Annotated in this window: 23 protein-coding genes and 1 pseudogene; 14 read left to right on the top strand and 10 right to left on the bottom strand. The window is 59.6% G+C overall.

The window, feature by feature from the left end; genetic code table 11:
• The first annotated feature begins 45 nt into the window (after positions 1-45).
• The 5 genes from CWM57_RS08845 to rnd all read left to right on the top strand — a co-directional run bounded on the left by CWM57_RS08845 (position 46) and on the right by rnd (position 6,505).
• Positions 46-1,956, top strand: coding sequence for an ATP-dependent DNA helicase (locus tag CWM57_RS08845; protein ID WP_061154139.1), 1,911 nt, complete (start codon positions 46-48; stop codon positions 1,954-1,956).
• A gap of 145 nt (positions 1,957-2,101) precedes the next feature.
• Positions 2,102-2,797, top strand: coding sequence for a tRNA (adenosine(37)-N6)-threonylcarbamoyltransferase complex dimerization subunit type 1 TsaB (gene tsaB / locus CWM57_RS08840; RefSeq protein ID WP_008804296.1), 696 nt, complete (start codon positions 2,102-2,104; stop codon positions 2,795-2,797).
• Between the two features lie 38 nt (positions 2,798-2,835).
• Positions 2,836-3,417, top strand: coding sequence for a Slp family lipoprotein (locus CWM57_RS08835; RefSeq protein WP_008804297.1), 582 nt, complete (start codon positions 2,836-2,838; stop codon positions 3,415-3,417).
• A gap of 205 nt (positions 3,418-3,622) precedes the next feature.
• Positions 3,623-5,308: a long-chain-fatty-acid--CoA ligase FadD gene (fadD, locus tag CWM57_RS08830; RefSeq protein ID WP_074386165.1), complete on the top strand. Its 1,686-nt coding sequence runs from the start codon at positions 3,623-3,625 to the stop codon at positions 5,306-5,308.
• 81 nt (positions 5,309-5,389) lie between these two features.
• Complete coding sequence (gene rnd / locus CWM57_RS08825; protein ID WP_162678272.1) at positions 5,390-6,505, top strand: ribonuclease D; 1,116 nt, start codon at positions 5,390-5,392, stop codon at positions 6,503-6,505.
• Between the two features lie 77 nt (positions 6,506-6,582).
• Here rnd and minE read toward each other — a convergent pair whose 3' ends face one another.
• The 3 genes from minE to minC are packed head-to-tail and all read right to left on the bottom strand — an operon-like array spanning position 6,583 to position 8,393.
• Positions 6,583-6,852, bottom strand: coding sequence for a cell division topological specificity factor MinE (gene minE, locus CWM57_RS08820; RefSeq protein ID WP_004103270.1), 270 nt, complete (start codon positions 6,850-6,852; stop codon positions 6,583-6,585).
• A 3-nt stretch (positions 6,853-6,855) separates the two neighbouring features.
• Positions 6,856-7,668 carry a septum site-determining protein MinD gene (gene minD, locus CWM57_RS08815; protein ID WP_008804300.1) on the bottom strand — a complete coding sequence of 271 codons (813 nt, stop codon included), beginning with the start codon at positions 7,666-7,668 and terminating at the stop codon, positions 6,856-6,858.
• Between the two features lie 23 nt (positions 7,669-7,691).
• Positions 7,692-8,393: a septum site-determining protein MinC gene (minC, locus tag CWM57_RS08810; RefSeq protein WP_008804301.1), complete on the bottom strand. Its 702-nt coding sequence runs from the start codon at positions 8,391-8,393 to the stop codon at positions 7,692-7,694.
• A gap of 126 nt (positions 8,394-8,519) precedes the next feature.
• Between minC and CWM57_RS08805 the strand changes: the two genes are divergently transcribed.
• From CWM57_RS08805 to CWM57_RS08795, 3 genes are all read left to right on the top strand, one after another.
• Positions 8,520-8,801, top strand: coding sequence for a YcgL domain-containing protein (locus CWM57_RS08805; protein WP_004203320.1), 282 nt, complete (start codon positions 8,520-8,522; stop codon positions 8,799-8,801).
• A 16-nt stretch (positions 8,802-8,817) separates the two neighbouring features.
• Positions 8,818-9,477 (top strand): fumarylacetoacetate hydrolase family protein, encoded by a 660-nt coding sequence (locus CWM57_RS08800; RefSeq protein WP_012967776.1) that lies wholly within the window; start codon positions 8,818-8,820, stop codon positions 9,475-9,477.
• A gap of 94 nt (positions 9,478-9,571) precedes the next feature.
• Positions 9,572-10,018, top strand: a complete 447-nt coding sequence (locus tag CWM57_RS08795; protein ID WP_061154143.1) for a YcgN family cysteine cluster protein — start codon at positions 9,572-9,574, stop codon at positions 10,016-10,018.
• Positions 10,019-10,151: 133 nt separating this feature from the next.
• Here the strand turns inward: CWM57_RS08795 and dsbB are convergent, their stop codons facing one another.
• Positions 10,152-10,682, bottom strand: a complete 531-nt coding sequence (gene dsbB / locus CWM57_RS08790) for a disulfide bond formation protein DsbB (RefSeq protein WP_074385477.1) — start codon at positions 10,680-10,682, stop codon at positions 10,152-10,154.
• Positions 10,683-10,810: 128 nt separating this feature from the next.
• Complete coding sequence (gene nhaB / locus CWM57_RS08785; RefSeq protein WP_074385478.1) at positions 10,811-12,361, bottom strand: sodium/proton antiporter NhaB; 1,551 nt, start codon at positions 12,359-12,361, stop codon at positions 10,811-10,813.
• Positions 12,362-12,610: 249 nt separating this feature from the next.
• Here nhaB and fadR point away from each other — a divergent pair, with 249 nt between their 5' ends.
• Complete coding sequence (gene fadR / locus CWM57_RS08780; RefSeq protein WP_012541278.1) at positions 12,611-13,330, top strand: fatty acid metabolism transcriptional regulator FadR; 720 nt, start codon at positions 12,611-12,613, stop codon at positions 13,328-13,330.
• Positions 13,331-13,404: 74 nt separating this feature from the next.
• Here the strand turns inward: fadR and CWM57_RS08775 are convergent, their stop codons facing one another.
• Complete coding sequence (locus CWM57_RS08775; RefSeq protein WP_004203310.1) at positions 13,405-14,937, bottom strand: SpoVR family protein; 1,533 nt, start codon at positions 14,935-14,937, stop codon at positions 13,405-13,407.
• Positions 14,938-15,025: 88 nt separating this feature from the next.
• Here CWM57_RS08775 and CWM57_RS27550 point away from each other — a divergent pair.
• The 3 genes and pseudogenes from CWM57_RS27550 to dadX all read left to right on the top strand — a co-directional run.
• Positions 15,026-15,160 (top strand): annotated as a pseudogene (locus CWM57_RS27550) (hypothetical protein); the annotation flags it as partial.
• Between the two features lie 98 nt (positions 15,161-15,258).
• Positions 15,259-16,557 carry a D-amino acid dehydrogenase gene (locus CWM57_RS08770; RefSeq protein ID WP_008804309.1) on the top strand — a complete coding sequence of 433 codons (1,299 nt, stop codon included), beginning with the start codon at positions 15,259-15,261 and terminating at the stop codon, positions 16,555-16,557.
• Positions 16,558-16,566: 9 nt separating this feature from the next.
• Complete coding sequence (dadX, locus tag CWM57_RS08765; protein WP_022065918.1) at positions 16,567-17,637, top strand: catabolic alanine racemase DadX; 1,071 nt, start codon at positions 16,567-16,569, stop codon at positions 17,635-17,637.
• Positions 17,638-17,653: 16 nt separating this feature from the next.
• On the opposite strand, the gene CWM57_RS08760 is transcribed toward dadX, so the two are convergent.
• Both CWM57_RS08760 and ldcA read right to left on the bottom strand, forming a co-directional pair.
• The gene (locus CWM57_RS08760) at positions 17,654-19,387 is read right to left on the bottom strand and encodes a potassium/proton antiporter (RefSeq protein ID WP_074385480.1); all 1,734 of its coding nucleotides are present in this window, start codon (positions 19,385-19,387) and stop codon (positions 17,654-17,656) included.
• 92 nt (positions 19,388-19,479) lie between these two features.
• Complete coding sequence (gene ldcA, locus CWM57_RS08755) at positions 19,480-20,394, bottom strand: muramoyltetrapeptide carboxypeptidase (RefSeq protein WP_100675398.1); 915 nt, start codon at positions 20,392-20,394, stop codon at positions 19,480-19,482.
• Between the two features lie 175 nt (positions 20,395-20,569).
• Between ldcA and emtA the strand changes: the two genes are divergently transcribed.
• Positions 20,570-21,181: a membrane-bound lytic murein transglycosylase EmtA gene (emtA, locus tag CWM57_RS08750; RefSeq protein ID WP_008804313.1), complete on the top strand. Its 612-nt coding sequence runs from the start codon at positions 20,570-20,572 to the stop codon at positions 21,179-21,181.
• Positions 21,182-21,229: 48 nt separating this feature from the next.
• Here the strand turns inward: emtA and CWM57_RS08745 are convergent, their stop codons facing one another.
• Both CWM57_RS08745 and CWM57_RS08740 read right to left on the bottom strand, forming a co-directional pair.
• A complete protein-coding gene (locus CWM57_RS08745) occupies positions 21,230-23,350 on the bottom strand; it encodes a TonB-dependent siderophore receptor (RefSeq protein WP_100675399.1) in 2,121 nt (706 codons plus the stop codon).
• 260 nt (positions 23,351-23,610) lie between these two features.
• Complete coding sequence (locus tag CWM57_RS08740) at positions 23,611-25,344, bottom strand: alpha,alpha-trehalase (protein WP_100630709.1); 1,734 nt, start codon at positions 25,342-25,344, stop codon at positions 23,611-23,613.
• A 197-nt stretch (positions 25,345-25,541) separates the two neighbouring features.
• Between CWM57_RS08740 and CWM57_RS08735 the strand changes: the two genes are divergently transcribed.
• Positions 25,542-26,456, top strand: a complete 915-nt coding sequence (locus CWM57_RS08735; protein WP_100675400.1) for an alpha/beta hydrolase — start codon at positions 25,542-25,544, stop codon at positions 26,454-26,456.
• The last annotated feature ends 84 nt before the right edge of the window (positions 26,457-26,540 follow it).

Genomic DNA, 26,540 nt, shown 5'->3' with positions numbered 1-26,540 from the left:
CCGTCCTCCCTGACATAATCACTGTCCAAATAACCAGGGGGCAATGTGATCGACGATTTTGCAGCAGACGGCCAGCTAGCCAAAGCCATACCGGGATTTAAGCCGCGCGAGCCGCAGCGCCAGATGGCGATAGCCGTTAGCGAAGCGATTGAGGCCTCCCGACCGCTGGTGGTGGAAGCGGGGACCGGAACCGGTAAAACCTACGCTTACCTGGCGCCTGCGCTGCGGGCGAAAAAAAAGGTGATTATCTCCACCGGCTCGAAAGCGCTGCAGGATCAGCTCTACAGCCGCGATCTGCCCACCGTCGCCAAAGCGCTCAAATTCACCGGTAAACTGGCGCTGCTCAAAGGGCGCTCCAACTACCTGTGCCTCGAACGTCTTGAGCAGCAGGCGCTGGCGGGCGGCGATCTGCCGGTACAAACCCTCAGCGATGTAATCCTCCTGCGCTCCTGGTCGAACCAAACCCAGGATGGCGATATCAGCACCTGCGCCAGCGTGGCGGAAGACTCCCAGGCCTGGCCGCTGGTCACCAGCACCAACGATAACTGTCTCGGGAGCGACTGCCCACTGTATAAAGATTGCTTCGTGGTGAAGGCGCGTAAAAAAGCGATGGACGCCGACGTGGTGGTGGTCAACCATCATCTGTTTCTTGCCGATATGGTGGTCAAAGAGAGCGGCTTTGCCGAGCTGATCCCCGAGGCGGAAGTGATGATCTTCGATGAAGCCCATCAGCTGCCGGATATTGCCAGTCAGTACTTTGGTCAGTCGCTCTCCAGCCGCCAGCTGCTGGATCTGGCGAAAGACATCACCATTGCCTACCGCACCGAACTGAAAGACACCCAGCAGTTGCAAAAATGCGCCGACCGCCTGGCGCAAAGCGCGCAGGATTTTCGCCTGCAACTGGGGGATCCCGGCTATCGCGGCAACCTGCGCGAACTGCTGGCGGATAGCCACATTCAGCGCGCGCTGCTGCTGCTCGATGACGCCCTTGAACTGTGTTACGACGTTGCCAAACTTTCGCTGGGCCGTTCGGCGCTGCTCGACGCCGCTTTTGAGCGCGCCACTCTCTATCGCGGGCGCTTAAAGCGGCTGAAAGAGATTAACCAGCCGGGCTACAGCTACTGGTATGAGTGCACCTCGCGCCACTTTACTCTCGCCCTGACGCCGTTGACCGTGGCCGAGAAGTTTAAAGAGGTGATGGCGCAGAAGTCGGGAAGCTGGATCTTTACCTCAGCGACGCTGTCAGTGAACGACGATCTGCACCACTTCACCGCCCGGCTGGGAATCGACGAGGCGCAGTCCCTGCTGCTGCCGAGCCCCTTTGATTATCAACATCAGGCGCTGCTCTGCGTGCCGCGCAATCTGCCGCTGCCAAACCAGCCTGGCGCGGCGCGCCACCTGGCGGCGATGCTCAAGCCGCTGATCGAGGCCAACGACGGTCGCTGCTTTATGCTGTGTACCTCGCACGCCATGATGCGCGATCTGGCGGAGCAGTTCCGTGCCACCATGACGCTACCGGTGCTGCTGCAGGGGGAGACCAGCAAAGGTCAGCTGTTGCAGCAGTTTGTCAGCGCCGGCAACGCCCTGCTGGTGGCCACCAGCAGCTTCTGGGAAGGGGTCGACGTGCGCGGCGATGCGCTGTCGCTGGTGATCATCGATAAGCTGCCGTTTACTTCGCCGGACGACCCGCTGTTAAAAGCGCGCATGGAAGATTGTCGGCTGCGCGGCGGCGATCCGTTCGATGAAGTACAGCTCCCGGAAGCCGTCATTACCCTCAAACAGGGGGTGGGGCGTCTGATCCGCGATATCGACGATCGCGGGGTGCTGGTGATCTGCGACAACCGGCTGGTGATGCGCCCCTACGGCGCGGTGTTCCTGGCCAGCTTACCTCCTGCGCCGCGGACCCGCGATATCCGCCGGGCGGTGCGCTTCCTCGCCGTGCCGCCGGCAAGGTAATCCGCACTAAAATGTGTTAAGCTGCGCGCCATTTTGTTAATTAGCGGTTCCCAATAGACTTCGGGCGGCATGGCGGCGGGTTGGCCGTTTGCCGGAAAACAGGCTGCCTGAAGGCCTGAACTATGTAACGAGAGCGTGACCACCCATGCGAATTTTGGCTATCGATACCGCCACAGAGGCCTGCTCCGCGGCGCTGTGGAATGATGGCACCCTTAGTGCTCATTTCGAAATTTGTCCCCGCGAACATACCCAACGTATCCTGCCGCTGGTGCAGGAGGTCCTCACCGAGAGCGGCGCCACGCTGACCGAGCTGGACGCGCTGGCCTTTGGCCGCGGTCCGGGTAGCTTTACCGGCGTGCGCATCGGGATCGGTATCGCTCAGGGGCTGGCGCTGGGCGCTGAGCTGCCAATGATCGGCGTTTCCACGCTGGCCACCATGGCGCAGGGCGCCTGGCGCAAAACCGGCGCCACCCGCGTGCTGGCGGCTATTGACGCGCGGATGGGCGAAGTCTACTGGGCCGAGTACCAGCGCGACGAGCAGGGCGTCTGGCATGGCGAAGAGACGGAAGCGGTGCTCAAACCGGAAGCGGTAGCCGAACGGCTGGCACAGCTTTCCGGCGAATGGGCCACCGTCGGCACCGGATGGCAGGCGTGGCCGGATCTGGCGAAAGCGAGCGGACTGACCTTAAGCAGCGGCGAAATTGAATTGCCGGCGGCGGAGGATATGCTGCCGTTAGCCTGTTACCTGCTGGCGGCGGGGAAAACCGTGGCCGTGGAGAAAGCGGAGCCGGTTTATTTGCGAAACGAGGTGGCGTGGAAGAAACTTCCAGGCCGCGAGTGAATCTCAGTAACAAGAAGACTGAGAAAAGGAGTCGCATCATGGCGGGTCAAAAACAGGGCGTTCGCTGGCTGTTAGCCGCGGCGGTTGCCGTTGCGCTAAGCGGCTGCGTGTCAGTGCCGGATGCCATCAAAGGCACCAGCCCTACGCCGCAGCAGGATTTAGTGCGGGTGATGAACGCGCCGCAGCTGTACGTTGGCCAGGAAGCACGCTTTGGCGGCAAAGTGGTCAATGTGCAGAACCAGCAGGGTAAAACCCGCTTAGAAATCGCCACCGTACCGCTGGACAGCGGCGCACGGCCTGTGCTGGGCGAACCGTCTCGTGGGCGGATCTATGCCGACGTTAACGGCTTCCTCGATCCGGTCGACTACCGCGGCCAGCTGGTCACCGTGGTCGGGCCGATTGCCGGCGTGGTCGACGGCAAAGTGGGCAGCACGCCGTATAAATTTATGCTGATGAACGCCATCGGTTACAAACGCTGGAACGTGGTGCAGCAGGTGGTGATGCCCCCGCAGCCCATCGATCCGTGGATGCTGGGTCCGCGCCCCTGGGGTTACGGCTATGGCGGCTGGGGCTGGTACAACCCCGGCCCTGCTGAGGTGAGAAACGTCGTAACCGAATGATTTTGTTGTTTATGTTAGTTCAAAGAAACAGCGGCCGGTCCGCTGTTTCTTTGTTTTCAGTCGAATAAGAAAAAAAATAGTGACGCGCTTCGCAACCTGCTCATTGCCTAATTAATAAACTGGTACGCTGAGTTAATATAATGTTAACAAAATGTATTTGCCAGGGGCTGTGATGACGACGAATAACTATTTCAGAGGTGATGCAGTGAAAAAGGTTTGGCTAAACCGTTATCCCGCAGATGTTCCTGCGGAGATAAACCCTGACCGCTATCAATCCCTGGTTGAATTGTTTGAACATGGCACCACCCGCTACGCCGACCAACCGGCGTTTATCAATATGGGTGAAGTGATGACCTACCGTAAGCTGGAAGAGCGTAGTCGCGCCTTCGCCGCTTACCTTCAGGAGGGGTTAGGATTACAGAAGGGCGATCGCGTGGCCCTGATGATGCCTAACCTGCTGCAGTATCCGGTGGCCCTGTTTGGCATCCTGCGCGCCGGGATGATCGTGGTCAACGTCAACCCCTTGTATACCCCGCGTGAACTGGAGCATCAGCTCAACGACAGCGGCGCGGCGGCGATCGTCATCGTCTCCAACTTTGCCCATACCTTGGAAAAAGTGGTGGCGAAAACTCAGGTTAAGCACGTGATCCTGACGCGAATGGGCGACCAGCTCTCCACCGCCAAAGGCACGCTGGTGAACTTTGTGGTCAAGTACATCAAGCGCCTGGTGCCGAAGTACCACCTGCCGGATGCCATCTCGTTTCGCAGCGCGCTGCAGCATGGCTACCGCATGCAGTACGTGAAGCCGGAGATCGTTCCAGAAGATCTGGCGTTTCTGCAGTACACCGGGGGCACCACCGGCGTGGCCAAAGGGGCGATGCTGACCCACCGCAACATGCTGGCTAACCTCGAGCAGGTCAATGCCACCTACGGCCCGCTGCTGCATCGCGGCAAAGAGTTCGTGGTGACCGCGCTGCCGCTGTATCACATTTTCGCCCTGACCATGAACTGCCTGCTGTTTATCGAACTGGGCGGGCAAAATTTGCTGATCACCAACCCACGCGACATTCCCGGGCTGGTGAAAGAGCTGGCGAAATATCCTTTTACCGCCATGACCGGGGTCAATACCCTGTTCAACGCCTTGCTGAACAACAAAGAGTTTCAGCAGCTTGATTTCTCCTCGCTGCACCTGTCCGCCGGCGGTGGGATGCCGGTGCAGCAGGCGGTGGCCGAGCGCTGGGTAAAACTGACCGGACAATATCTGCTGGAGGGCTACGGCCTGACCGAGTGTTCGCCGCTGGTCAGCGTCAACCCGCACGACATCGACTACCACAGCGGCAGTATTGGCCTGCCGGTGCCTTCCACTGAAGCCAAACTGGTGGACGACGACGATAACGAAGTGGCGCCGGGTCAGCCGGGCGAGCTCTGTATCAAGGGGCCGCAGGTGATGCTGGGCTACTGGCAGCGTCCTGACGCGACGGATGAGATTATCAAAGACGGCTGGTTGCACACCGGGGATATCGCGGTGATGGATGACGAGGGATTCCTGCGTATCGTTGACCGGAAAAAAGATATGATCCTGGTGTCGGGATTTAACGTCTATCCGAATGAAATCGAAGATGTGGTCATGCAGCACAGCGGCGTCCTCGAAGTGGCGGCCATCGGCGTGCCGTCCGGCAGCAGCGGTGAAGCGGTGAAGATTTTCGTGGTCAAGAAAGATGCCGCGTTAACCGAAGAAGCGCTGATTACGTTCTGCCGCCGCCATCTCACCGGCTACAAAGTGCCGAAGCTGGTGGAATTCCGTGACGAACTGCCGAAATCCAACGTCGGGAAAATTTTGCGGCGAGAACTGCGTGACGAAGCGCGCGCTAAAGTGGACAATAAAGGCTAAGTAACGAATGAGTCGCCTGACGCCGGCTACGCCGGCGTTTTTTATGGGCGCAAGTTAAGAGAGTATGCTTTGAACTATCAGATGATCACCACCGACGATGGCCTGCGCGCTGTCTGCGAAGCGGCAAGCGCGGCCTCCACCGTTGCTCTGGATACGGAATTTGTCCGCACTCGCACCTACTATCCGCAGCTGGGCCTGCTGCAGCTGTTCGACGGCACTCAGGTCTCTCTGATCGATCCCTTGACGATTAGCGACTGGGCGCCGATGCGTGAGCTGCTGCTTAACCAGGATGTGACTAAATACCTGCATGCCGGTAGCGAGGATTTAGAAGTCTTCCTCAATGCGTTCAACCTGATGCCGCAGCCGCTGATCGACACCCAGATCCTGGCGGCGTTCTGCGGCCGCCCGATGTCCTGGGGCTTTGCCTCCATGGTGGAAGAGTATTCCGGAGTGGCGCTGGATAAAAGTGAATCCCGCACCGACTGGCTGGCGCGCCCGCTGACCGAGCGTCAGTGTGAATACGCCGCAGCTGACGTCTGGTACCTGTTGCCGATCGCCAGCCAATTAATGGCGGAGACCGACCGCGCAGGCTGGCTATCGGCGGCGCTGGACGAATGTCGTCTGATGCAGCAGCGCCGTCAGGAGGTGGTCGACCCGGCCGAGGCCTGGCGCGACATCGGCAACGCCTGGCAGCTGCGTACCCGCCAGCTGGGCTGCCTGCAGCTGCTGGCAGAGTGGCGTCTGCGCAAAGCGCGTGAGCGCGACCTGGCGGTGAACTTTGTGGTGCGGGAAGAGCATCTGTGGAGCGTGGCGCGCTATATGCCCACCAGCCTCGGCGAGCTCGACAGCCTCGGGTTGTCCGGTAGTGAAATTCGCTTCCACGGCAAAACGTTGATTAGCCTGGTCGAGAAAGCCCAGGCGCTGCCGGAATCGGCCCTGCCGGCGCCGCTGCAGAACCTCATTGACATGCCAGGTTACCGCAAAGCCTTTAAAGATATTAAAGCGCTGGTGCAGGAAGTGAGTGCCGATAAGGGCGTGAGCGCGGAACTGCTGGCCTCGCGTCGGCAGATCAACCAGCTGCTGAACTGGCACTGGCAGTTGAAAACGCAAGCCGGTGAGCCTGAGCTGATTTCCGGCTGGCGCGGCGAACTGATGGCCGAGCGGCTGAAGTCGCTGTTAAACGACTATCCGCGTTAACGAACGGCCAGTTCCAGGCAATAAAAAACCGGCAGCGCAGGGCGTTGCCGGTTTTTTTTCGGAGCGGAACAACAGGGTCAGGGTTTCGACTCTTCCGTTTCGGGTAGGGTCACGTTCAGCTCAAGAATCGAAATATCACCATCCCGCTGCTCCAGCTGCACGCTGACCATCTCCGGGTCGATCTGCACGTATTTACAGATCACTTCCAGAATATCTTTGCGCAACTGCGGCAGGTAGTGCGGCTCCGCGTCGCCGCGGCGACGCTCGGCGACGATGATTTGCAGGCGTTCTTTCGCAATATTAGCCGTGTTCTTTTTTCGCGAGAGAAAAAAGTCGAGTAAAGCCATAATTTATCCTCCGAACAGGCGTTTGAGGAATCCTTTCTTCTCTTCTTCAATGAAGCGGAAAGGGCGTTCTTCTCCGAGCAGACGTTCAACGGTATCGGCATAGGCTTTGCCTGCGTCCGACGCGGCATCCAGAATCACGGGCTCACCCTGGTTGGATGCGCGCAGAACTGACTGGTCTTCCGGGATCACGCCCACCAGATTAATGCGCAGAATTTCCAGCACGTCTTCCATGCTCAGCATATCGCCTTTATTGACGCGGCCTGGATTGTAGCGGGTCAGCAGTAAGTGCTCTTTGATCGGCTCTTCGCCATTTTCCGCACGACGGGATTTCGACGCGAGAATGCCAAGGATACGGTCGGAGTCGCGAACGGAGGAGACTTCCGGGTTGGTGGTGATAATGGCTTCATCAGCAAAGTAGAGGGCCATCAGCGCACCGGTTTCGATACCTGCCGGTGAATCACAGACAATGAAATCGAAGTCCATTTTCTTCAGTTCTTCGAGAACTTTGTCGACGCCTTCGCGGGTCAGGGCGTCTTTATCCCGGGTCTGAGAGGCCGGGAGAATGTAGAGATTTTCCGTGCGCTTATCTTTGATCAGCGCCTGGTTCAACGTGGCATCGCCCTGGATGACGTTGACGAAATCATAAACGACGCGACGTTCGCAGCCCATAATCAGATCGAGGTTACGCAGGCCGATGTCGAAGTCGATAACGACGGTTTTCTTTCCCTTCTGGGCCAAACCTGTAGCGATGGCCGCGCTGGAGGTGGTCTTGCCAACGCCCCCTTTACCCGAAGTCACAACAATAATGCGTGCCATAGAAATTCCTTGTTAAAAAGGGATTAATTCAACGGTTGAACTGTCAAAGCGCTTTCACCTAAACGCAGGCGTGCCGCTTTGCCATAAAATTCGGCCGGGATGTTATCGCTCAGCCAATATTCCCCGGCGATGGAGACCAGCTCCGCCGCAAGGTGGGTACAAAATATCTGGGCGTCTCTGTCGCCACCGGCGCCTGCCAGCGCGCGTCCTCGCATCATGCCATATACATGGATATTGCCGTCAGCGATAAGTTCCGCACCGGCACTCACATGATTTGTAACAATAAGATCACAGTGTGGCGCATAAATGCGCTGACCGGAACGTACCGGTTGATCAATCAAACGCGTTTTTGTGATCTGGTTAGCAACTGGCGGCGGCGGAGGGGTGGGTTCGGACGGTGCCGGACGAGGGGCTTTCTCTTTCCCTTCGGTTAATAACGGGATCCCGGCGCGATCGATTTCGGTTTTCAGGCGCGGGATTTTGCATCCGCTGACGCCCATAATGCGTAAACCGGTCGCGGCGATGGCCTCGTTAATGGCGCGCCATTCGACCTCCTCCTCCACGCTGGCGATATTCACCACCACCGGAGCATGGCGTAAAAAGGCGGGAGCCTGGGCGATTTTGTCTTCTAACGCCTGACGAATAACCTCGGGATTTGCATCGTGCAAATGAACGACAGATAACGTGAAGCTACTGCCTTTAAGTTCGATTGGCGTATTTGACATCCTGGCCTTACTCAATTTGCTGTTTATCAACCGCAGAAGTGCGGTGATATTCCGAAGACTAAAAGGCATGTTATAGTCACTCATATATTGAGGCAAGTGACCACGGGTCTAATTCCGAGTAAAACTATGTTTTGTGTGATCTATCGAAGTACTAAACGTGAACAAACCTATTTATATGTCGAAAAAAAGGACGATTTCTCACGCGTTCCTGACGAGCTAATGCGCGGCTTCGGCACGCCGCAAATGGCGATGCTGCTGCCGCTGGATGGGCGCAAAAAGCTGGTTAACGCCGACCTGGAAAAAGTGAAACAGGCGTTGAGCGAGCAGGGCTATTACCTGCAACTTCCCCCGCCATCTGAAAATCTACTAAAGAAACACCTGGCGGAACAGGGGAAACAATCCGATTAACCCATGAGGGAAAATAATGTACCAACATCATAACTGGCAGGGTGCGCTTCTGGATTATCCAGTGAGCAAAGTGGTTTGCGTCGGCAGTAATTATGCAAAACACATCAAGGAAATGGGCAGTGCGACGCCGGAAGAGCCGGTGCTGTTTATTAAACCTGAGACCGCGCTGTGCGATCTCCGTCAGCCGTTGGTGCTTCCTGAAGGGCTGGGCTCAGTGCACCACGAAGTCGAGCTGGCGGTGCTGATTGGCAGTACGCTGCGTCAGGCAACGGAAGAACATGTGCAGAAAGGGATCGCCGGCTATGGCGTCGCGCTGGATCTCACCCTGCGCGACCTGCAGGCTAAGATGAAAAAGGCCGGGCAGCCGTGGGAGAAGGCGAAAGGCTTCGATAACGCCAGCCCGATCTCCGGCTTTATCCCGGCCGCTGAGTTCCACGGTGACCCGCAGAATACGCCGTTAAGCCTGAAGATTAATGGCGAAGTGCGCCAGCAGGGAACCACTGCCGACATGATCCATAAGATTGTGCCGCTGATCGCTTACATGTCGCGCTTCTTTACCCTCAAAGCCGGGGATGTGATCCTCACCGGCACCCCGGAAGGGGTGGGGCCGCTGCACAGTGGTGACGAGCTGGAAGTGGGTTTCAACGGCCTGTCGCTCACCACCCGCGTGCTGTAAGCGCTGCTTGCCGCCTTTTGGGGCGGCAAAACTTGCATCGGCGTGCCAGACTGGTTATAAGGTGCACCCTTAACTGGCAACGACGGACACTCCGATGAGCGAACAACCTTTCTGGCAACAAAAAACACTGGATGCAATGACCGACGCGGAGTGGGAATCGCTGTGTGACGGTTGCGGCCAGTGCTGCCTGCACAAGCTGATGGATGAAGACACCGATGAAATCTACTTCACCAACGTTGCCTGCCGTCAGCTCAATATCAAAACCTGCCAGTGCCGTAACTACGAGCGTCGCTTCGAGTACGAGCCAGACTGCATCAAGCTTACCCGCGAAAACCTGCCAACCTTCGAATGGCTGCCGCCGACCTGCGCCTATCGCCTGCTTGCGGAGGGCAAACCGCTGCCGGCCTGGCATCCGCTGTTGACCGGTTCAAAAGCGGCAATGCACGGTGAACGCATCTCTGTTCGCCATATTGCGGTGCCCGAGTCCACCGTCGTCGACTGGCAGGACCATATCCTCAATCTGCCTGACAGGGCGCTGTAAACGCCAGATCGCGCTTTCTTCGCAGGTGACATCATGTGCGCCTTGAGACAGGCAGGATATGATTCAGCGACCGGCTGCTGGCATAAAAAAACGCCCCGCAGGGCGTTTCATCTTGTGCTGTACACGCAGCGACTTAGCGGCCAAACAGATCGCGTTTTTTGATTTTGACCGGCTGAGCAATGATCACCAGGATGGCGACCACCAGATAGGCAGCAAAAATACCGACCAGCCATTGCGGCATTTCCAGCGACAGAAATTGCCACTGACGTACCGAACAGTCGCCGGAGGCAACAAACATCTGCGGCAGCCATTTATCCAGCGGCAGCCAGGTCGGGAAGCGGGCGGCGAAATCGCAGGTCTGGAACGGCGAAGGGTGCAGCTGGATCATCGTATGCTCCCACGCCAGCTGCAGTCCACGTATTGCGCTGTACAACCAGATCACCATGGCGACATAGCGCAGCGGCGTTTTAGGCGCGATGGCGCCCACCAGCCCCGCGCCCATGATGCCGAGCAGGGCACAGCGTTCGTAAATACACATCACACACGGCTGCAGCAGCATCACATGCTGGAACCACAGCGCAACGAGTTCGAGAATAAAAGCGGTCAATGCCATCAGGAGCCAGGCACCGCGTCCCCTTGAGCACTGGTTTAAATATTGCAACATAATCATTTCCCTGGAAGATGCTAAATCATGGCAGTGTAAACGAAAACCGAACCGACGCCAGCGGCCCGGCAGAAAATATTACGTAACGGGTTATTGAATGGCCCGGATGGATCCGGGCCAGGATCGGGTCAGGGTAGCGTGGGCGTGGTCACCCAGCCGTGCGCCAGCAGCCAGTTGGTGACCGGCATCAAGGTGAACTCGACGCACAGCAGGCCGACCAGCGTCAGTACGATGGTGTAGGGCAGCGCCATCCATACCATGCGGCCATAGGAGAGTCGGATCAGCGGCGCCAGCGCGGAGGTCAGCAGGAACAGGAATGCCGCCTGGCCGTTGGGGGTGGCGACCGACGGCAGGTTGGTACCGGTGTTGATCGCCACTGCCAGCATCTCAAACTGTGGCAGGCTGATAACGCCATGTTCGAGGGCCGTTTTCGCTTCGTTAATGTAGACCGTGCCGACAAAAACGTTATCCGAAATGGACGACAGCAGGCCGTTAAACAGATAAAAGAGCGACAGCTGTGCGTGCGGCGAGGCCTGCAGCACAAACTCAATGACCGGAGTGAACAGCTGCTGGTCGATGATCACCGCCACAATGGCAAAGAACACCGTCAGCAGCGCGGTGAAGGGCAGCGCCTCGGTGAACGCCTTGCCAATGGCGTGCTCATCAGTCACCCCGGAAAACGTGGTGGCGAGGATGATCACCGACAGGCCAATGAGCCCGACTTCGGCCAGATGAAAGGCGAGGGCGACGATCAGCCAGACACCAATCACCGCCTGGGCAATCAGCCGCAACTGCTCCTGACGGCTGCGCTGGGCGCGACTGCGGTCGTCAAAGTCCTGCAGCACCTTCCGCACCGCGGGCGGCAGCGGTTCGCCGTAGCCAAACAGGCGATACTTTTCGACCAGCAGGCAGGTCAACAGCCCACACACCATCACCGGCAAGGTGACGGGCGCCATGCGGATAAAGAACTCGCCAAAATGCCAGCCCGCCGCTTTGGCGATAATCAGATTTTGCGGTTCGCCAACCATGGTCATGACTCCGCCGAGGGCGGTCCCGACGCCGGCGTGCATCATCAGGCTGCGCAGAAAGCCGCGGAACTGCTCCAGCACCTCGCGGTAGTGCTGCTCGATATGGCTGTCGTCCAGCAGATCGTTATCATCAGGGCGAGCCGAAGCGACGCGATGGTAGATGCCGTAGAACCCAACGGCGACGCTAATCACCACCGCCACTACGGTAAGCGCATCGAGAAAGGCGGAGAGGAAAGCGGCCGCCAGGCAGAAGGCCAGCGACAGCAGCATCTTGCTGCGGATCCCCAGCAGCAGGCGCGTGAAGACGAACAGCAGCAGTTGTTTCATGAAGTAGATGCCCGCCACCATGAAGATCAGCAGGAGCAGCACTTCAAGGTTGCCGGCGATCTCTTCCCGCACATGCGCCGGGCTGGTCATGCCGATCAGCAGTGCTTCAATCGCCAACAGGCCGCCCGGCAGCAGCGGGTAGCACTTCAGCGCCATGGCGAGGGTAAAGATAAACTCGATGACCAGCAGCCAGCCGGCGACAAACGGCGCCACGGCAAACACCAGCGGATTTACGATTAAGAAAATGATTAACGCCAGCTTGTACCAGTCAGGCGACTGGCCAAGAAAATTGCGCCACAGCGCGCGGCCATATGAAATTTCCACGACAGAATCCTTCCCCGTCAAATTAGTACATGATTTTGTGCGTAACTATTGGCAAGAGTACCAGTTGAGCAAAATGAGAAGCAACTTTCTTCGCACCGCGGCGGCGGTGACGGGAGATAAGGAAAAGCGCAAAGTAAAAACGGAAAATGAAACGGCGATCCCTTTTTAATTCACTTGCGATGCTATCTGCGCTATAGCGGCTCTGGTATGATGAGTGCAATTGCAACAATGTGTAATGGAAATATTATTATGGTCATTAAGGCGCAGAGCCCTGCGGGTTTCGCGGAAGAGTATATCATTGAGAGCATCTGGAATAACCGCTTCCCACCTGGATCGATTCTCCCCGCTGAACGCGAGCTTTCTGAGCTGATCGGTGTTACCCGCACCACTCTGCGCGAAGTGTTGCAGCGTCTGGCGCGTGACGGCTGGTTGACCATTCAGCATGGCAAACCCACTAAAGTGAACAACTTCTGGGAGACCTCCGGGCTGAATATCCTCGAAACGCTGGCACGTCTCGATCACGACAGCGTGCCGCAGCTGATTGATAACCTGCTCTCCGTGCGCACCAATATTTCCACGATTTTTATTCGCACCGCGTTCCGTCAGCATCCGGATAAAGCGCTGGCGGTACTGGACAGCGCCCGGGAAGTGGAAGATCACGCCGACGCCTTTGCCGACCTCGATTACAACATCTTCCGTGGTCTGGCGTTTGCCTCCGGCAACCCGATTTACGGCCTGATCCTCAACGGCATGAAGGGGCTGTATACCCGCATCGGCCGCCACTATTTCTCCAGCCCGGAAGCGCGCAGCCTGGCGCTGGGCTTTTATCATCAGCTGGCGAAGGTGTGCGAAGGCGGCCTGCACGATCAGGTGTACGAGCTGGTCCGTCGCTACGGCCATGACAGCGGGGAGATCTGGCATCGGATGCAGAAATCGCTGCCCGGCGATTTAGCCATGAATATGCGTTAAGCCGGATATTAGCGATCGATAAACAACATAAGGGGGCCAATGGCCCCCTTCGTCGTTTTCATCGTCCCGCAATGCTATAGCGCGTTCGGGCGCGCCGGGCAGCGGTCCAGCAGCTCAATGCTGCCGTCGGCGTTCTGCTGCTCCAGCAGCACATCGAATCCCCACAGACGATGCACATGTTTCAGCACTTCGCGCCGGCCTTTGTCCAGTGGGACGCGGTTGTGCGGCACATAGCGCAAGGTTAGCGAGCGGTCGCCGCGCAGGTCAACGTTCCACACCTGGATGTTCGGCTCAAGATTGCTGAGGTTATACTGCGCCGAGAGCTTGTTGCGGATCTCGCGATAGCCCTCTTCGTTGTGAATCGCCGAGATCTCAAGATAATTGTTGTGATCGTCGTCGAGCACGGTGAAGAAGCGGAAATCGCGCATGATCTTCGGCGACAGGAACTGGCTGATAAAGCTTTCGTCCTTGAAATCACGCATCGCGAAATGCAGCGTTTCCAGCCAGTCAGAACCGGCGATATCCGGGAACCAGTACTTGTCCTCTTCCGTCGGCGACTGACAGATGCGCTTGATGTCCTGGAACATGGCGAAGCCCAGCGCGTAGGGGTTAATCCCGCTATACCACGGACTGTTGTACGGCGGCTGGAACACCACGTTAGTGTGACTGTGGAGAAACTCCAGCATAAAGCGCTCCGTCACTTTCCCTTCATCATAGAGATGGTTGAGGATGGTGTAGTGCCAGAAGGTCGCCCACCCCTCGTTCATCACCTGGGTCTGTTTCTGCGGGTAGAAATACTGGCTGACTTTACGCACGATGCGCAGGATCTCGCGCTGCCACGATTCGAGCAGCGGGGCGTTCTTCTCCATAAAGTACAGCAGGTTCTCCTGCGGTTCGGAAGGGTAGCGACGGGCGGACTCAATCGCTTTTTCTTCCTCGCGCTTCGGCAGGGTGCGCCACAGCATATTCACCTGGCTTTGCAGATACTCTTCCCGGCTTTTCTGCCGCGCTTTCTCCTCCTGCAGAGAGATTTTTTGCGGACGTTTATAGCGGTCGACGCCGTAGTTCATCAGCGCGTGACAGGAGTCGAGCAGTTTCTCCACTTCGTCGACGCCATAGCGCTCTTCGCACTCGGTAATGTATTTGCGGGCGAAGATCAGGTAGTCGATGATCGAGCTGGCGTCGGTCCAGCTGCGAAACAGATAGTTATTTTTAAAGAACGAGTTATGCCCATAGCAGGCGTGCGCCATGACCAGCGCCTGCATGGTGATGGTGTTTTCTTCCATCAGGTAGGCGATACAAGGATTGGAGTTGATGACTATCTCATACGCCAGGCCCTGCTGACCGTGCTTATAGGCCTGCTCAGTCTCAATGAATTTTTTGCCAAACGACCAGTGAGGATAGTTGATGGGCATGCCGACGCTGGAGTAGGCGTCCATCATCTGCTCGGAAGTAATGACTTCGATTTGGTGCGGGTAGGTGTCAAGACGATAGAGCTTGGCGACCCGGTCCACTTCGGCCAGGTAGGTCTCCAGTAACTCGAACGTCCAGTCGGGTCCATCGCTTAAACGGGTGGTGTCCCTGTTCATGGAGTCAATCGTAGCCATTAGCGCGCCCTCGTTGTTGTTGGTTTTCTCTGAACGGAAAACCTCTAAACAAGCATAGAACACCGGATGGCAAACTGTATCGTCAGACAATTTCTTTTCTTCGCGATTTCCCCATCTCAAAGCCGTTTTTTGCGCTTATTTACAGAATTTAATGCTGGGTAAAAATAAAGCGCAGCATGAGATCGTAAATCTCGCAGCGCAGGGCTGGTGCGGTTTGCTGTGAGTTAAGTCACCATAAATAAAGCGTATGTTGAATAATATTTTCAACTGAGTTATCAATTTGTAATTAGATGATTGTTCTTTAACTGTTACGGAGTCGCTATGCGTGTCGTCATACTGGGAAGTGGGGTGGTTGGGGTAGCCAGCGCGTGGTATTTGAGTCAGGCGGGTCATGAGGTGACGGTTATCGACCGTCAGCCTGGCCCGGCAGAGGAGACCAGCGCGGCCAACGCCGGGCAGATTTCTCCCGGCTATGCGGCGCCCTGGGCGGCGCCGGGGGTGCCGCTGAAGGCGATCAAATGGATGTTTCAGCGCCATGCGCCGCTGGCGATAGGCCTTGACGGCACGTCGTTCCAGCTGAAGTGGATGTGGCAGATGCTGCGTAACTGCGACACCCGCCACTATATGGAGAACAAAGGCCGTATGGTGCGCCTGGCGGAGTACAGCCGCGACTGCCTGAAAGCGCTGCGCGACACCACCGGCATTCAGTATGAAGGACGTCAGGGCGGGACACTTCAGCTGTTCCGGACCGCCAAACAGTATGAAAATGCCACCCGCGACATCGCGGTGCTGGAAGATGCCGGCGTGCCGTACCAGCTGCTGGAAGCGAAGCGGCTGGCGGAGGTGGAGCCGGCGCTGGCGGAAGTCAGCCATAAACTGACCGGCGGCCTGCGCCTGCCCAATGATGAAACCGGTGACTGCCAGCTGTTTACCACCCGTCTGGCGGCGATGGCGGAACAGGCCGGGGTCACCTTCCGCTTCAACACCGCCGTGGACGCCCTGCTGCAGGAGGGCGATCGCATTGCCGGGGTGAAATGCGGCGATGAGATTATCAAGGGCGACGCCTATGTGATGGCCTTCGGCTCCTACTCAACGGCGATGCTTAAAGGGCTGGTGGATATACCGGTCTATCCCCTGAAAGGTTACTCATTAACCATTCCGATTGCCCAGGAGGACGGCGCGCCGGTTTCCACTATCCTTGATGAGACATACAAAATCGCTATTACCCGTTTCGATCAGCGCATTCGCGTCGGCGGCATGGCCGAGATCGTCGGTTTTAACAAAGCGCTGCTGCAGCCGCGTCGCGAAACCCTGGAGATGGTGGTGCGCGACCTGTTCCCACGCGGCGGCCACGTGGAGCAGGCGACGTTCTGGACCGGCCTGCGGCCGATGACGCCGGACGGCACGCCGGTGGTCGGACGCACGGCGTATAAAAATCTGTGGCTCAACACCGGCCACGGCACGCTTGGCTGGACCATGGCCTGTGGTTCCGGGCAGCTTATCAGCGATCTGATCTCCGGGCGCACGCCGGCGATCCCTTACGACGATCTGGCGGTCGCCCGCTACAGCCCCGGCTTCACCCCGGCGCGCCCACAGCATCTGCATGGCGCACACAACTAAGGAGCTTGCATGACCCGTCCGGTAGTGGCCAGCATCGACCTGCTGGCCTTGCGGCAGAATTTACAGATAGTGCGTCGCGCGGCCCCCGGGTCGCGCCTGTGGGCGGTGGTCAAGGCCAACGCCTACGGCCACGGCGTGGCGCGCGTATGGAGTGCGTTAAGCGGGGCGGATGGTTTCGCCTTGCTCAACCTGGAAGAGGCGATTCTGCTGCGCGAGCAGGGCTGGAAAGGTCCGATCCTGCTGCTGGAGGGCTTCTTCCATGCCGATGAGCTGGCGGTGCTCGATCAATATCGCTTAACCACCAGCGTCCACAGCAACTGGCAGATTAAGGCGCTGCAGCAGGCGAAGCTGCGCGCGCCGCTTGATATCTATCTCAAGGTGAACAGCGGTATGAACCGGCTGGGCTTTATGCCGGAGCGGGTGCATACCGTCTGGCAGCAGTTGCGGGCGATAAGCAACGTCGGAGAAATGACGCTGATGTCGCACTTCGCGGAGGCGGAGAACCCGCAGGGGATTGTCGAGCCGATGCGCCGTATTGAACAGGCGGCGGAGGGGCTGGATTGCCCGCGCTCGCTGGCCAACTCGGCGGCGACTCTCTGGCATCCGGAAGCGCATTTTGACTGGGTGCGTCCGGGCATCGTGCTGTATGGCGCGTCGCCTTCCGGGCAGTGGCAGGACATCGCGAACACCGGGCTGAAGCCGGTCATGACGCTGCGCAGCGAAATCATCGGCGTGCAGAACCTGCGCCCCGGCGAGGCGATTGGCTATGGCGGCCTGTACCGCACCACCCAGGAGCAGCGGATCGGCATCGTCGCCTGCGGCTATGCCGATGGCTATCCGCGGGTGGCGCCGAGCGGCACGCCGGTGCTGGTGGATGGCGTACGCACCACCACCGTTGGACGCGTATCGATGGATATGCTGGCGGTCGATTTAACGCCTTGTCCGCAGGCCGGGATCGGCGCGCCGGTCGAGCTGTGGGGCAAAGAGATTAAAATCGACGACGTGGCGGCCAGCAGCGGCACCGTCGGCTATGAGCTGATGTGCGCCCTGGCGCCGCGGGTGCCGGTTGTGACCCTGTAACTTATTCCGGGGCGGATCACTCCGCCTCGTCTTCCGCGACCCGCACCCCGACCTTCAGCACGTGATCGTTCTCTTTTTCTGCCACCGTCCACACCATCCCGGCGAACTCCACCTGGTCGCCCACCACCGGCGCTGCGCCCAACAGCTGCTGCACCACTTCCCCGAGCGACTGCTGATGCTCGCGGAACTCCTCTCCGCCATCGAGGCCGTAGATTTGAGCCACATCGGCGAAGCGGGCCTCGGCATCAAGAATAAAGTCGCCGAAAAAGCGCTGATCGAGCGCCACCGGCGGCGACTGGCTGAACATTTTGCCCAGCGCCGGCAGGTCGTGCTCCCGACCAATGACGCACAGGATATCGCCTTCCCGCAGGCGGGTACTGCCGGTGGGGTGCAGCAGGGCATTGTTGCGAAACAGTGCCGCAATCCGCGTCTCCGGCGGCATATGCAGATCGCGCAGCGCCGCGCCGATGCACCATTTATCGGCGCCCAGCTGATAGACAAACTGCTCCCACGGGTTTTCCGGGTGAATATCCAGCCCGACGCGGGAGATGGGCCAGCTGATGGGCGGCACCACCACTTTGGCTTTTTTCGCCGCCCACGACAGCGAGGTGCCCTGCAGCAGCAGCGACACCAGCACCACGAAGAAGGCGACATTGAAGAACAGACGGGCGTTGTCCAGCCCGGCCATCATCGGGAATACCGCGAGAATAATGGGCACCGCGCCGCGCAGGCCAACCCAGCTGATAAACACCCGTTCGCGCAGGTTAAAGCCGCGAAACGGCAGCAGGCCGGCAAACACCGACAGCGGACGGGCAAAGAAAATCATCCACATCGACAGCAGCAGCGCCGGGATGGCGATAGGCAGCAGGTCGGATGGCGTCACCAGCAGGCCCAGCACCAGGAACATGGCGATCTGCGCCAGCCACGCCAGGCCGTCGAAGTTCTGCAGGATGCCGTGTCGGTTGCGGATCGGCCGGTTGCCCAGCAGAAAGCCGCAGAGATAGACGGCAAGGATACCGCTGCCGTCGAGGGTGGTGGTGACGGCAAAAATCATGATCCCGCCGCTCAGCGCCAGCAGCGGATAGAGTCCGGCGGGCAGTACGATGCGGTTAATCATCTGCAGCAGCAGGTAGCCGCCGCCGAGGCCGATGGCGATCCCGAGGCCGAACTGCTGAATGATATGCACGGCGAACATCCAGCTGAGGCCGGTTTGGTGCTGCTGGATCATTTCGATAAGGGTGATGGTCAGGAAGACGGCCATCGGGTCGTTACTGCCTGACTCAATCTCCAGCGTTGAGCCGACGCGCTCGTTGAGCCCCTTGCCGCCGAGCAGCGAGAAGACCGCCGCGGCGTCGGTGGAGCCGACAATAGCGCCGATCAGCAGGCCTTCGATCATATCCAGCTTGAACAGCCAGGCCGCCATCATCCCGGTTAGCGCCGAGGTGATCAGTACCCCGACCGTCGCCAGCGATAGTGCGGGCCACAGTGCGACGCGAAAGGAGCTGGCCTGGGTGCGCATCCCGCCGTCCAGCAGGATCACCGCCAGCGCCAGGTTACTCACCATATAGGCGAAGGGGTAGTTGTCGAAGGGGATGCCACCGATGCCGTCAATGCCTGCCAGCATCCCGATGGCCAGAAAGATGACCAGAATCGGGATGCCAAGGCGCGAAGAAAAGGAGCTCAATAAGATACTGCAGGTTACTAAAACAGAACCCAGAATAAACAGACTAATGACCGCAGCGGCGTCCAATGTTCACGTACTCCCTGACTGGCGTGAAAAAATGGCTAAAAGTGACACTATTTTAACAATTCGCAGGGGATCCGCCTATGCGTCCGGGAAATTTATTCTGTCAGCACCGGGTGGCCGCTGATCGTCAGAGTGGTGGTGGCTGCCTGATTCACCAGTCGCGCGCGGGCGCCCAGCGGCAGGGTCACCGTGCGCTGCTCGTGGCCAAACTCCAGTCCGCTAATCAACGGCAGGGAGAGCTGCTGGCGCAGGTAATCAAAGACCTGCGGCAAATCGTACCCCGCGTCATAGTCGTTTGGCGCGCTGCCGGTGAAGCTGCCAAAGATCACCGCTTTCTGCGCCGCCAGCACGCCGCTGTGCAACAGCTGAAGCAGCATGCGCTCGACGCGGAACGGGTGCTCGTTGATATCCTCCACCACCAGGATGCCGTCGCGGATCGCCGGTAGCCACGGCGTGCCGATAAGCGAGGTCAGCATCGCCAGATTTCCCCCCCACAGGGTACCTTCCACCCGGCAGTTCGGCCCTTCGCCCGGCCATTCGAGGGTAAATTCCGGCTGGCGTAGCGCCTGCCAGAAATGGTGCTCGGTAAACGGATCGAGGGTCTCCGCGCCGAAGTTGCCCGCGAGCATTGGCCCGCTGAAGGTGATGACGTTGCCCGTAGCCAGCAGGCCCGACTGGATAGCGGTGAAATCGCTGTGGCCGCAAATCAGCAGCGGGTCGCGCTGCTGGCGGGCAATCAGTCCGTGCCAGTCGATATGCGGCAGCAGGCGACTGGCGCCGTAGCCGCCGCGCACCGCGAGGACGATACGGTTGCGTCCGGGCAACTGGGCAAGCTGGTTAATATCGGCCAGGCGTTCATGTTCAGTCCCGGCGAAACGCTGCTGCCGGCGGGGAATGACCTGCTGGTGGCCCACCTCATGTCCGGCCTGCTGCAGACGCTCGACGCCGCGGGCTGCCGCCTGCTGGTTGATGCAATAACCCGATGGCGCGACCAGATAAAACTGAGACATGATAATTCCTTGCTATGAATGAAAGGGTTATGATGCCGCCTGGAATGGCGATTGTCATCTCCAGGTGGCTAACTTCAGTCCGCACCCGTCATCCTTCAGGTTGTCGGCAGGCGGGGGACGTACCGCTGCCGTCGTTCTGCAGCATGATGGCGTTTGGGTAGATAAGGATAGATGTGTGAAATTGAGATGGTTGCTTATTTTAGTCGTTTTTCTGGCCGGTTGTAGTTCGAAACATGATTACACCAATCCGCCGTGGAACCCCGAGGTCCCGGTGAAGCGGGCGATGCAGTGGATGCCGATCAGTGAAAAAGCCGGCGCCGCCTGGGGCGTGGATCCGCAGTTGATCACAGCGATCATCGCCATCGAGTCGGGCGGTAATCCAGCGGTGGTGAGTAAATCCGGCGCCGTCGGGCTGATGCAGCTCAAGCCGTCGACCTCCGGACGCGATGTCTACCGGCGTATGGGCTGGCGCGGCGAGCCGTCGGTCAGTGAGCTGAAAAACCCGGAACGGAATATCTCGATGGGGGCCGCCTACCTGAGCATTCTGGAGAACGGTCCGCTGGCGGGGATCAAAGACCCGCAGGTGATGCGCTACGCGGTGGTGGTCTCCTATGCCAACGGCGCTGGCGCCCTGCTGCGCACCTTCTCGTCGGACCGCCAGGACGCCATCGATGAGATTAACGATCTCGACGCCGATGAGTTCTTCGAGCATGTGGTGAAGAAACACCCGGCACCGCAGGCGCCGCGCTATATCTGGAAACTGCAGAAAGCGCTGGACGCCATGTAATCCCTCGTTTGGCCTCCGGGAGTCTCCCGGAGGCCACGTCCTCAGTCCTCAGAAATCGTAGCCCACGGTGGCCATAACGCTGCGCTCTGCTCCCCAGTAACAGTTGCCGGTGCCGTAGCAGCCGGAAATATACTCGCGGTCGCCGATATTGTTGGCGTTAACCTGCACATAAGCGCCTTTCAGCCCCGGCGACCAGACGCCGAGGTCGGCCCGCATCATGGCATCCATCAACGTGACCGACGGTAGCCGTTCGGTATTCGCATCATCCGCCCACTGTTTGCCGATATAGCGGACGCCAGCGCCCACCGAGATCCCCGCCGGGAACTGATAGCGCGCCCAGAAGGAGGCCATCTGATCCGGGGTCAGCTGCGGCGTGTTGTTGTCGGTACCGTCCTTGGTGTCCTGGAAGCGCAGACGATTCCAGGTATACGAGGCGATAGTACTCAGCTGCGGGGTGATCTGGTGGTGTGCTTCCAGCTCAACGCCCTGGGAATGGACCTTACCCGCCGGAATATAGGTGGCGGTGGCGATGTTCGGGTCGCGGGTGGCGACATCCTTTTGCGTCAGGTCGTAAATTGCGATGCTGTAGAGGTCGCGGCTGCCCGGCGGCTGGAACTTCAGGCCGGCTTCGACCTGCTCGGCGGTGGTCGGTTTCAACGGTTTGCCGTCCGCGCCCGGCAGCATCGCCGGGGTGATCGCCTGGCTGTAGCTCAGATAGGGCGAAAGGCCGTTGTCCAGGGCGTACAACAGCGAGGCGCGGCCGCTAATATGGTCGTCTGAACGGCGGTTTGAGGTGCCGAAGGTATCGCTGACCTGCTGGGAGACGATGCGGTCGTAGCGAGCGGAAACATCCACATGCCAGCGGTTCCAGACCATCTCATCCTGCAGATACAGCCCGGTCTGGTAGTAGCGGCGATGATTGTCATCGCTGTAGGTGACGGTATGCCCGGTCTGCGCGGTATAGCCGCTAAACGGGTTTAGCGGCGCCGCACCGCCGGCGCCGGTCCACAGATCGTTGCGGAAGCGATGATATTCGGCGCCGAGGATCAGAGTATGCGCCAGGTCGCCAGTATTGAAATCGGCGCGCAGGCGGTTATCGGTTGACCAGCCGTCCAGCGAACCGCGCGAACCGCTGTAGCCGCGGGCCAGCATGTCGCTGTCATCTATCCAGCCGACCTGGTAGACCTGATCGAGGGAGACGTTGGTATGGGTGTAGCTCCCGGCGGAATAGACCGACCAGACGTCGGTGAACTGGTGGTCAAACTCATAGCTGTAGATCTGCTGGCGGCGCTGATAGCCATCGCCCGGATCGCCCTCGTTGGTGCTGGGGGAGAGCTTACGACCATTGTGCGCGTAGCGGGTGCCGTCCAGCGGCAAAGAGCCATGATAGCCGCCGGAAGGATCTTTTTGCAGATAGGCGCGCAGCAGCAGCGAGGTGTCGCTGTCCGGCTGCCATAGCAGGGAAGGTGAAATGGCGTAGCGCTCTTCGCGGGTATGGTCATACTGCGTGTCGCTGCTGCGGGTCATACCGATCAGCCGCCATGCCCACTGCTCGTTGATGGCGTCGGTGTAATCGAAGGCCGCGCCTTTGGTATTTTGCGTACCGCCGGTCAGGCGGACGTGGCCCTGCTGGCTGAACTGCGGGCGTTTGGAGGTCAGGTTGACCACGCCGCCCGGCACGCTCTGCCCGTAGAGCGCGGAGGAGGGGCCGCGGATCACATCGACGCGTTCGATAAACCACGGGTCGATTTGCACAACGTTATGGCTGCCGCCGTCGCTCATCAGGCGCATACCGTCGAGGAACAGGTTATCGACGTCGCCGCCGTGGTAGCCGCGCAGGGAGATGGCGTCGAACCGGGTCGCGCCGCCGCCGAAGCTGGAGTAAACCCCCGGGGTATATTCCAGCGCCTGGCTGATGGTATTCGCCCCCTGGTCCGCCATCTGCTGGCGGGTGACCACCGATACCGACTGGGCGGTGGTGATTAACGGCTGGTCGGTTTTCGTTGCCCCGAGCGAGGTGCTGGCGCTGTAGCCTTCAGTCGGCGCGCTGGCGGACGCCGGCGGGCTGGCAGTGACCACCACCGTCTCTTCGGCTTGCGCGGTGAGGGGAAGGGTGACCACGAGGGCGTACAGCAGCCTCGGGCGTTTTCGGGAAATAGCCACGTTCATAAGATCATCCTGAACCAACGCGGTCTGGTACTCCTGTACGCCGCCGCGTGAAAAACGAATCTGTCATTGTTCGTTAAAAAGTAATGCGAATTATTATTGTTTGTATTTATGTGATCAAGCGAAAGGTGACCGGTTCAGGGCGATGGGGGGAGTGACGTGCTTCCCGCGGGCCGCAGAGCGGGGCTGCGCGGGGCCGTAGTCAGCAGGGAGATAACTCCCCCTACTGATTTTGGTAGGGGGAGGGACGGACCGGAAAAGCGTCAGGCGCCGGTCTTTTGCGCTGCCGCCGGCGCGGGGTCGTTGGCGGCTGGCTTGCTCTGCGCGGAAGGGGCCGCCGCCGGGCGCGTGGCGGGCAGGGCGTCACAGGGTTTCTCCTGCGGGCAGATCAGATCCAGCATCTTCAGGGTGACGCCGTTGGTCCAGCCAAAGCCATCCTGTAGCGGATATTCCCCTCCACCGCCGCCGGTGCCGGTCGAGCTGACGTCATACTTCTCCACCAGCTTTTGCTTGCTGTCATAGGTATGCTGAACGTTGCTCAGGAAGCGCCAGCTGACCTCCATGGCGATCTTCTGTTGGCCGTAGTTTTGCAGGCCCTCGACCGCCACCCACTGCAGCGGCGCCCAGCCGTTCGGGGCGTCCCACTGCTGGCCGCTGTTGACGGTGGTGGTGGTCAGCCCGCCGGGTTTAAGCAGGCGCGACTCAGCGGCGGCGGCCACTTTCGTCGCCCGCTCGCGTGACGCCGCATTGACGTACAGCGGGAACAGCGCCGCCGCGGTCAGCTGATTGCGCACCTTGTGGGTTTTCAGATCGTAATCGGCGTACCATCCCTCTTTATCATTCCACAGATATTTCTCGATGGCCTGCTGGCGGGCGTTAGCCAACGCATCGTACTGCGTAGCGCCAGCGCTGTCCCCGGATGCCTTGCTGGCGCGGGCGAGGGTTTTCTCCAGATGGAACATCAGGGCATTGAGATCGACCGGGACAATCGAGGTGGTGCGAATGGTGGCGAGCTGCTGCGGATTATCCATCCAGCGGGAGCTGAAATCCCAGCCGGAGGCGGCGGCGGAGCGCAGGTCGCGATAGATCTCGGTTGCCGGACGATTCGGGTTGCTTTTGGCGGTTTTGACGTCGTCAAGCCAGGACTCGGGGCGCGGAGTGTCGTTATCGTCCCAGTAGCGGTTGAGCAGCGCGCCGTCCGCCATCCGCACCGCCCGTTTGTCGGCGCTGCCGGGGGCCAGCGCGTCCGCCCCGGCCATCCAGTAGCGATACTCCTTCTCCAGCTGCGGCTGGTAGGTTTTCAGCACCTGGTCGCCATCGTGCGTTGCCAGCAGGCTCACCATAAAGGAGAAGAAGGGGGGCTGCGAACGGCTGAGGTAATAGGTACGGTTGCCGTTGGGGATATGGCCCCAGGTGTCAATTTCCGCGGCGAAGTTGGCGACCATATCTTCGACTTTATCCCAGTGACCGCTTTCGGCAAGACCCAGCATGGTGAAATAGCTGTCCCAGTAATAGACTTCGCGAAAGCGTCCTCCGGGGACCACGTAGGGCTTAGGCAGCGGCAGCAGCGAGTCCCATTTTTCCACCTCGACAGTGCTGCGGGTCAGGACCGGCCACAGGCCATCGATATGTTGACGCAGGGTTTGCCCTTTGGGCGGCACATAGGTGTCATTTTCTTTCGGCAGCGTGAAGTTCAGCTCGACGAAGTGGCGCAGGTCAAAGCTGGCCTGGTTTTTCTGCATCCGGTAATCGGCAAGGATCATCAGCGGATCGCTGTTAGGGATCGCGTCGGCGAAGGTTTTTTGATCGGCAAAGAGCTTCGCGCTCTGGACATCATTGAATAACGGGCCCAGCAGAATATCCGGCGAGGGGGGCGGTGCGGTTTTGCCGTCTTCCGCCTGGACATTCAGGCTCATCAGAGCGAGCAGGGCGCCGCCGATCGCCAGGCGCAGGGAACAGGGCAAAGCAGCGGGACGATGTGCATCAGTACTCGTCATGGGGAGTTCTCCTTATCATTATCGACTGCGGGCCACGACGTTTGGCCATCCAAAAACCTTAGACGAATATCTGCCGCTGCGCGTGTCAGGGGTAACATTTTGCGCGAAAACAGAGGATTTACCTGTCAGGTTTTCTGATACAACCGCCAGCAAAGCGGTTAGGCTTACAGGCAAGCCAACGCGCCCGGGAGCCAGTCATGAATCGACGTCAATTTCTTCTGTTCAGCGCCGCCGCGCTGTCTGCGGCGCGGGGCGCGGCGGCCACTGCTCCGGCGCTGACGCTGCCGCTGTGGCCGGATCAACCGCCGGGCGGAGGCGGGCCGGGGGGCGAGTCTCGGTTATCCGCCCGCGGCGCGCTGAGCCATATCGCTCGTCCTGTGCTGACGGTCTGGCAACCCGCCCGGGCCACTGGCCACGGGGTGCTGGTGGCGGCCGGCGGCGGATACCAGCGGATCGAGATGGGCAGTGAGGCCTGGCCTGCGGCGCACTGGCTGACAGCGCACGGCTATACCGCCTATGTCCTGAGCTACCGCTTGCCGGGGGAGGGCTGGCAGGCCGGTGCGCTGGCGCCGCTGCAGGATGCGCAGCGAGCTCTGCGGCTGGTCCGCGCCCGGGAATCGCAGGTCAGCGTGCTCGGTTTTTCGGCGGGGGGACATCTGCTGGGGATGGCCGCCTGTCGGCCGACGTTCGCCAGCTACCCGCCGGTGGATGCGCTGGACCACCAGCCCGCCACCACCGACGGCGCCGCGCTGATCTATCCGGTGATCACGCTCCTGCCACCCTGGAGCCATACGGCGACCCATCGTCTGCTGGTGGGGCCGCAGGCGAGCGAGGCGGCCGACCGCGCCTGGTCGGTACAAACCTGGGTGACAACGGCCACGCCGCCCTGTTTCCTGGTGCAGGCACAGGACGATCCGGTTTCCGATCCGCACAATACACTGGTGATGGCTGACGCCTGCCGCCAGCATCAGGTTCCGGTGCAGCTTTTCCGCTATACCCGCGGTGGCCATGGCTTTGGTATGGGGCGCCCGGGAACGCCGACGACCGCCTGGCCCACGGCCTATGCCGCCTGGCTGAAGGCGCTGGCGTCCACGATGGCGCAAAAACCGTAGCGCTGCCTCACGACGGTGCAACCGTAGCCGGGCGCGGGCGGCTGTTCTGGCGATTTTTTGCACAACCAGACGGCGGGTCAGAAC

The sequence above is a fragment of the Klebsiella sp. G-Nf4 genome (assembly GCF_002810615.1).
Taxonomy (GTDB): Bacteria; Pseudomonadota; Gammaproteobacteria; order Enterobacterales; family Enterobacteriaceae; genus Klebsiella; species Klebsiella variicola.
The sequence above is the reverse complement of the archived record's forward strand: the minus strand, read 5'-3'. Positions and strand labels throughout refer to the sequence as shown.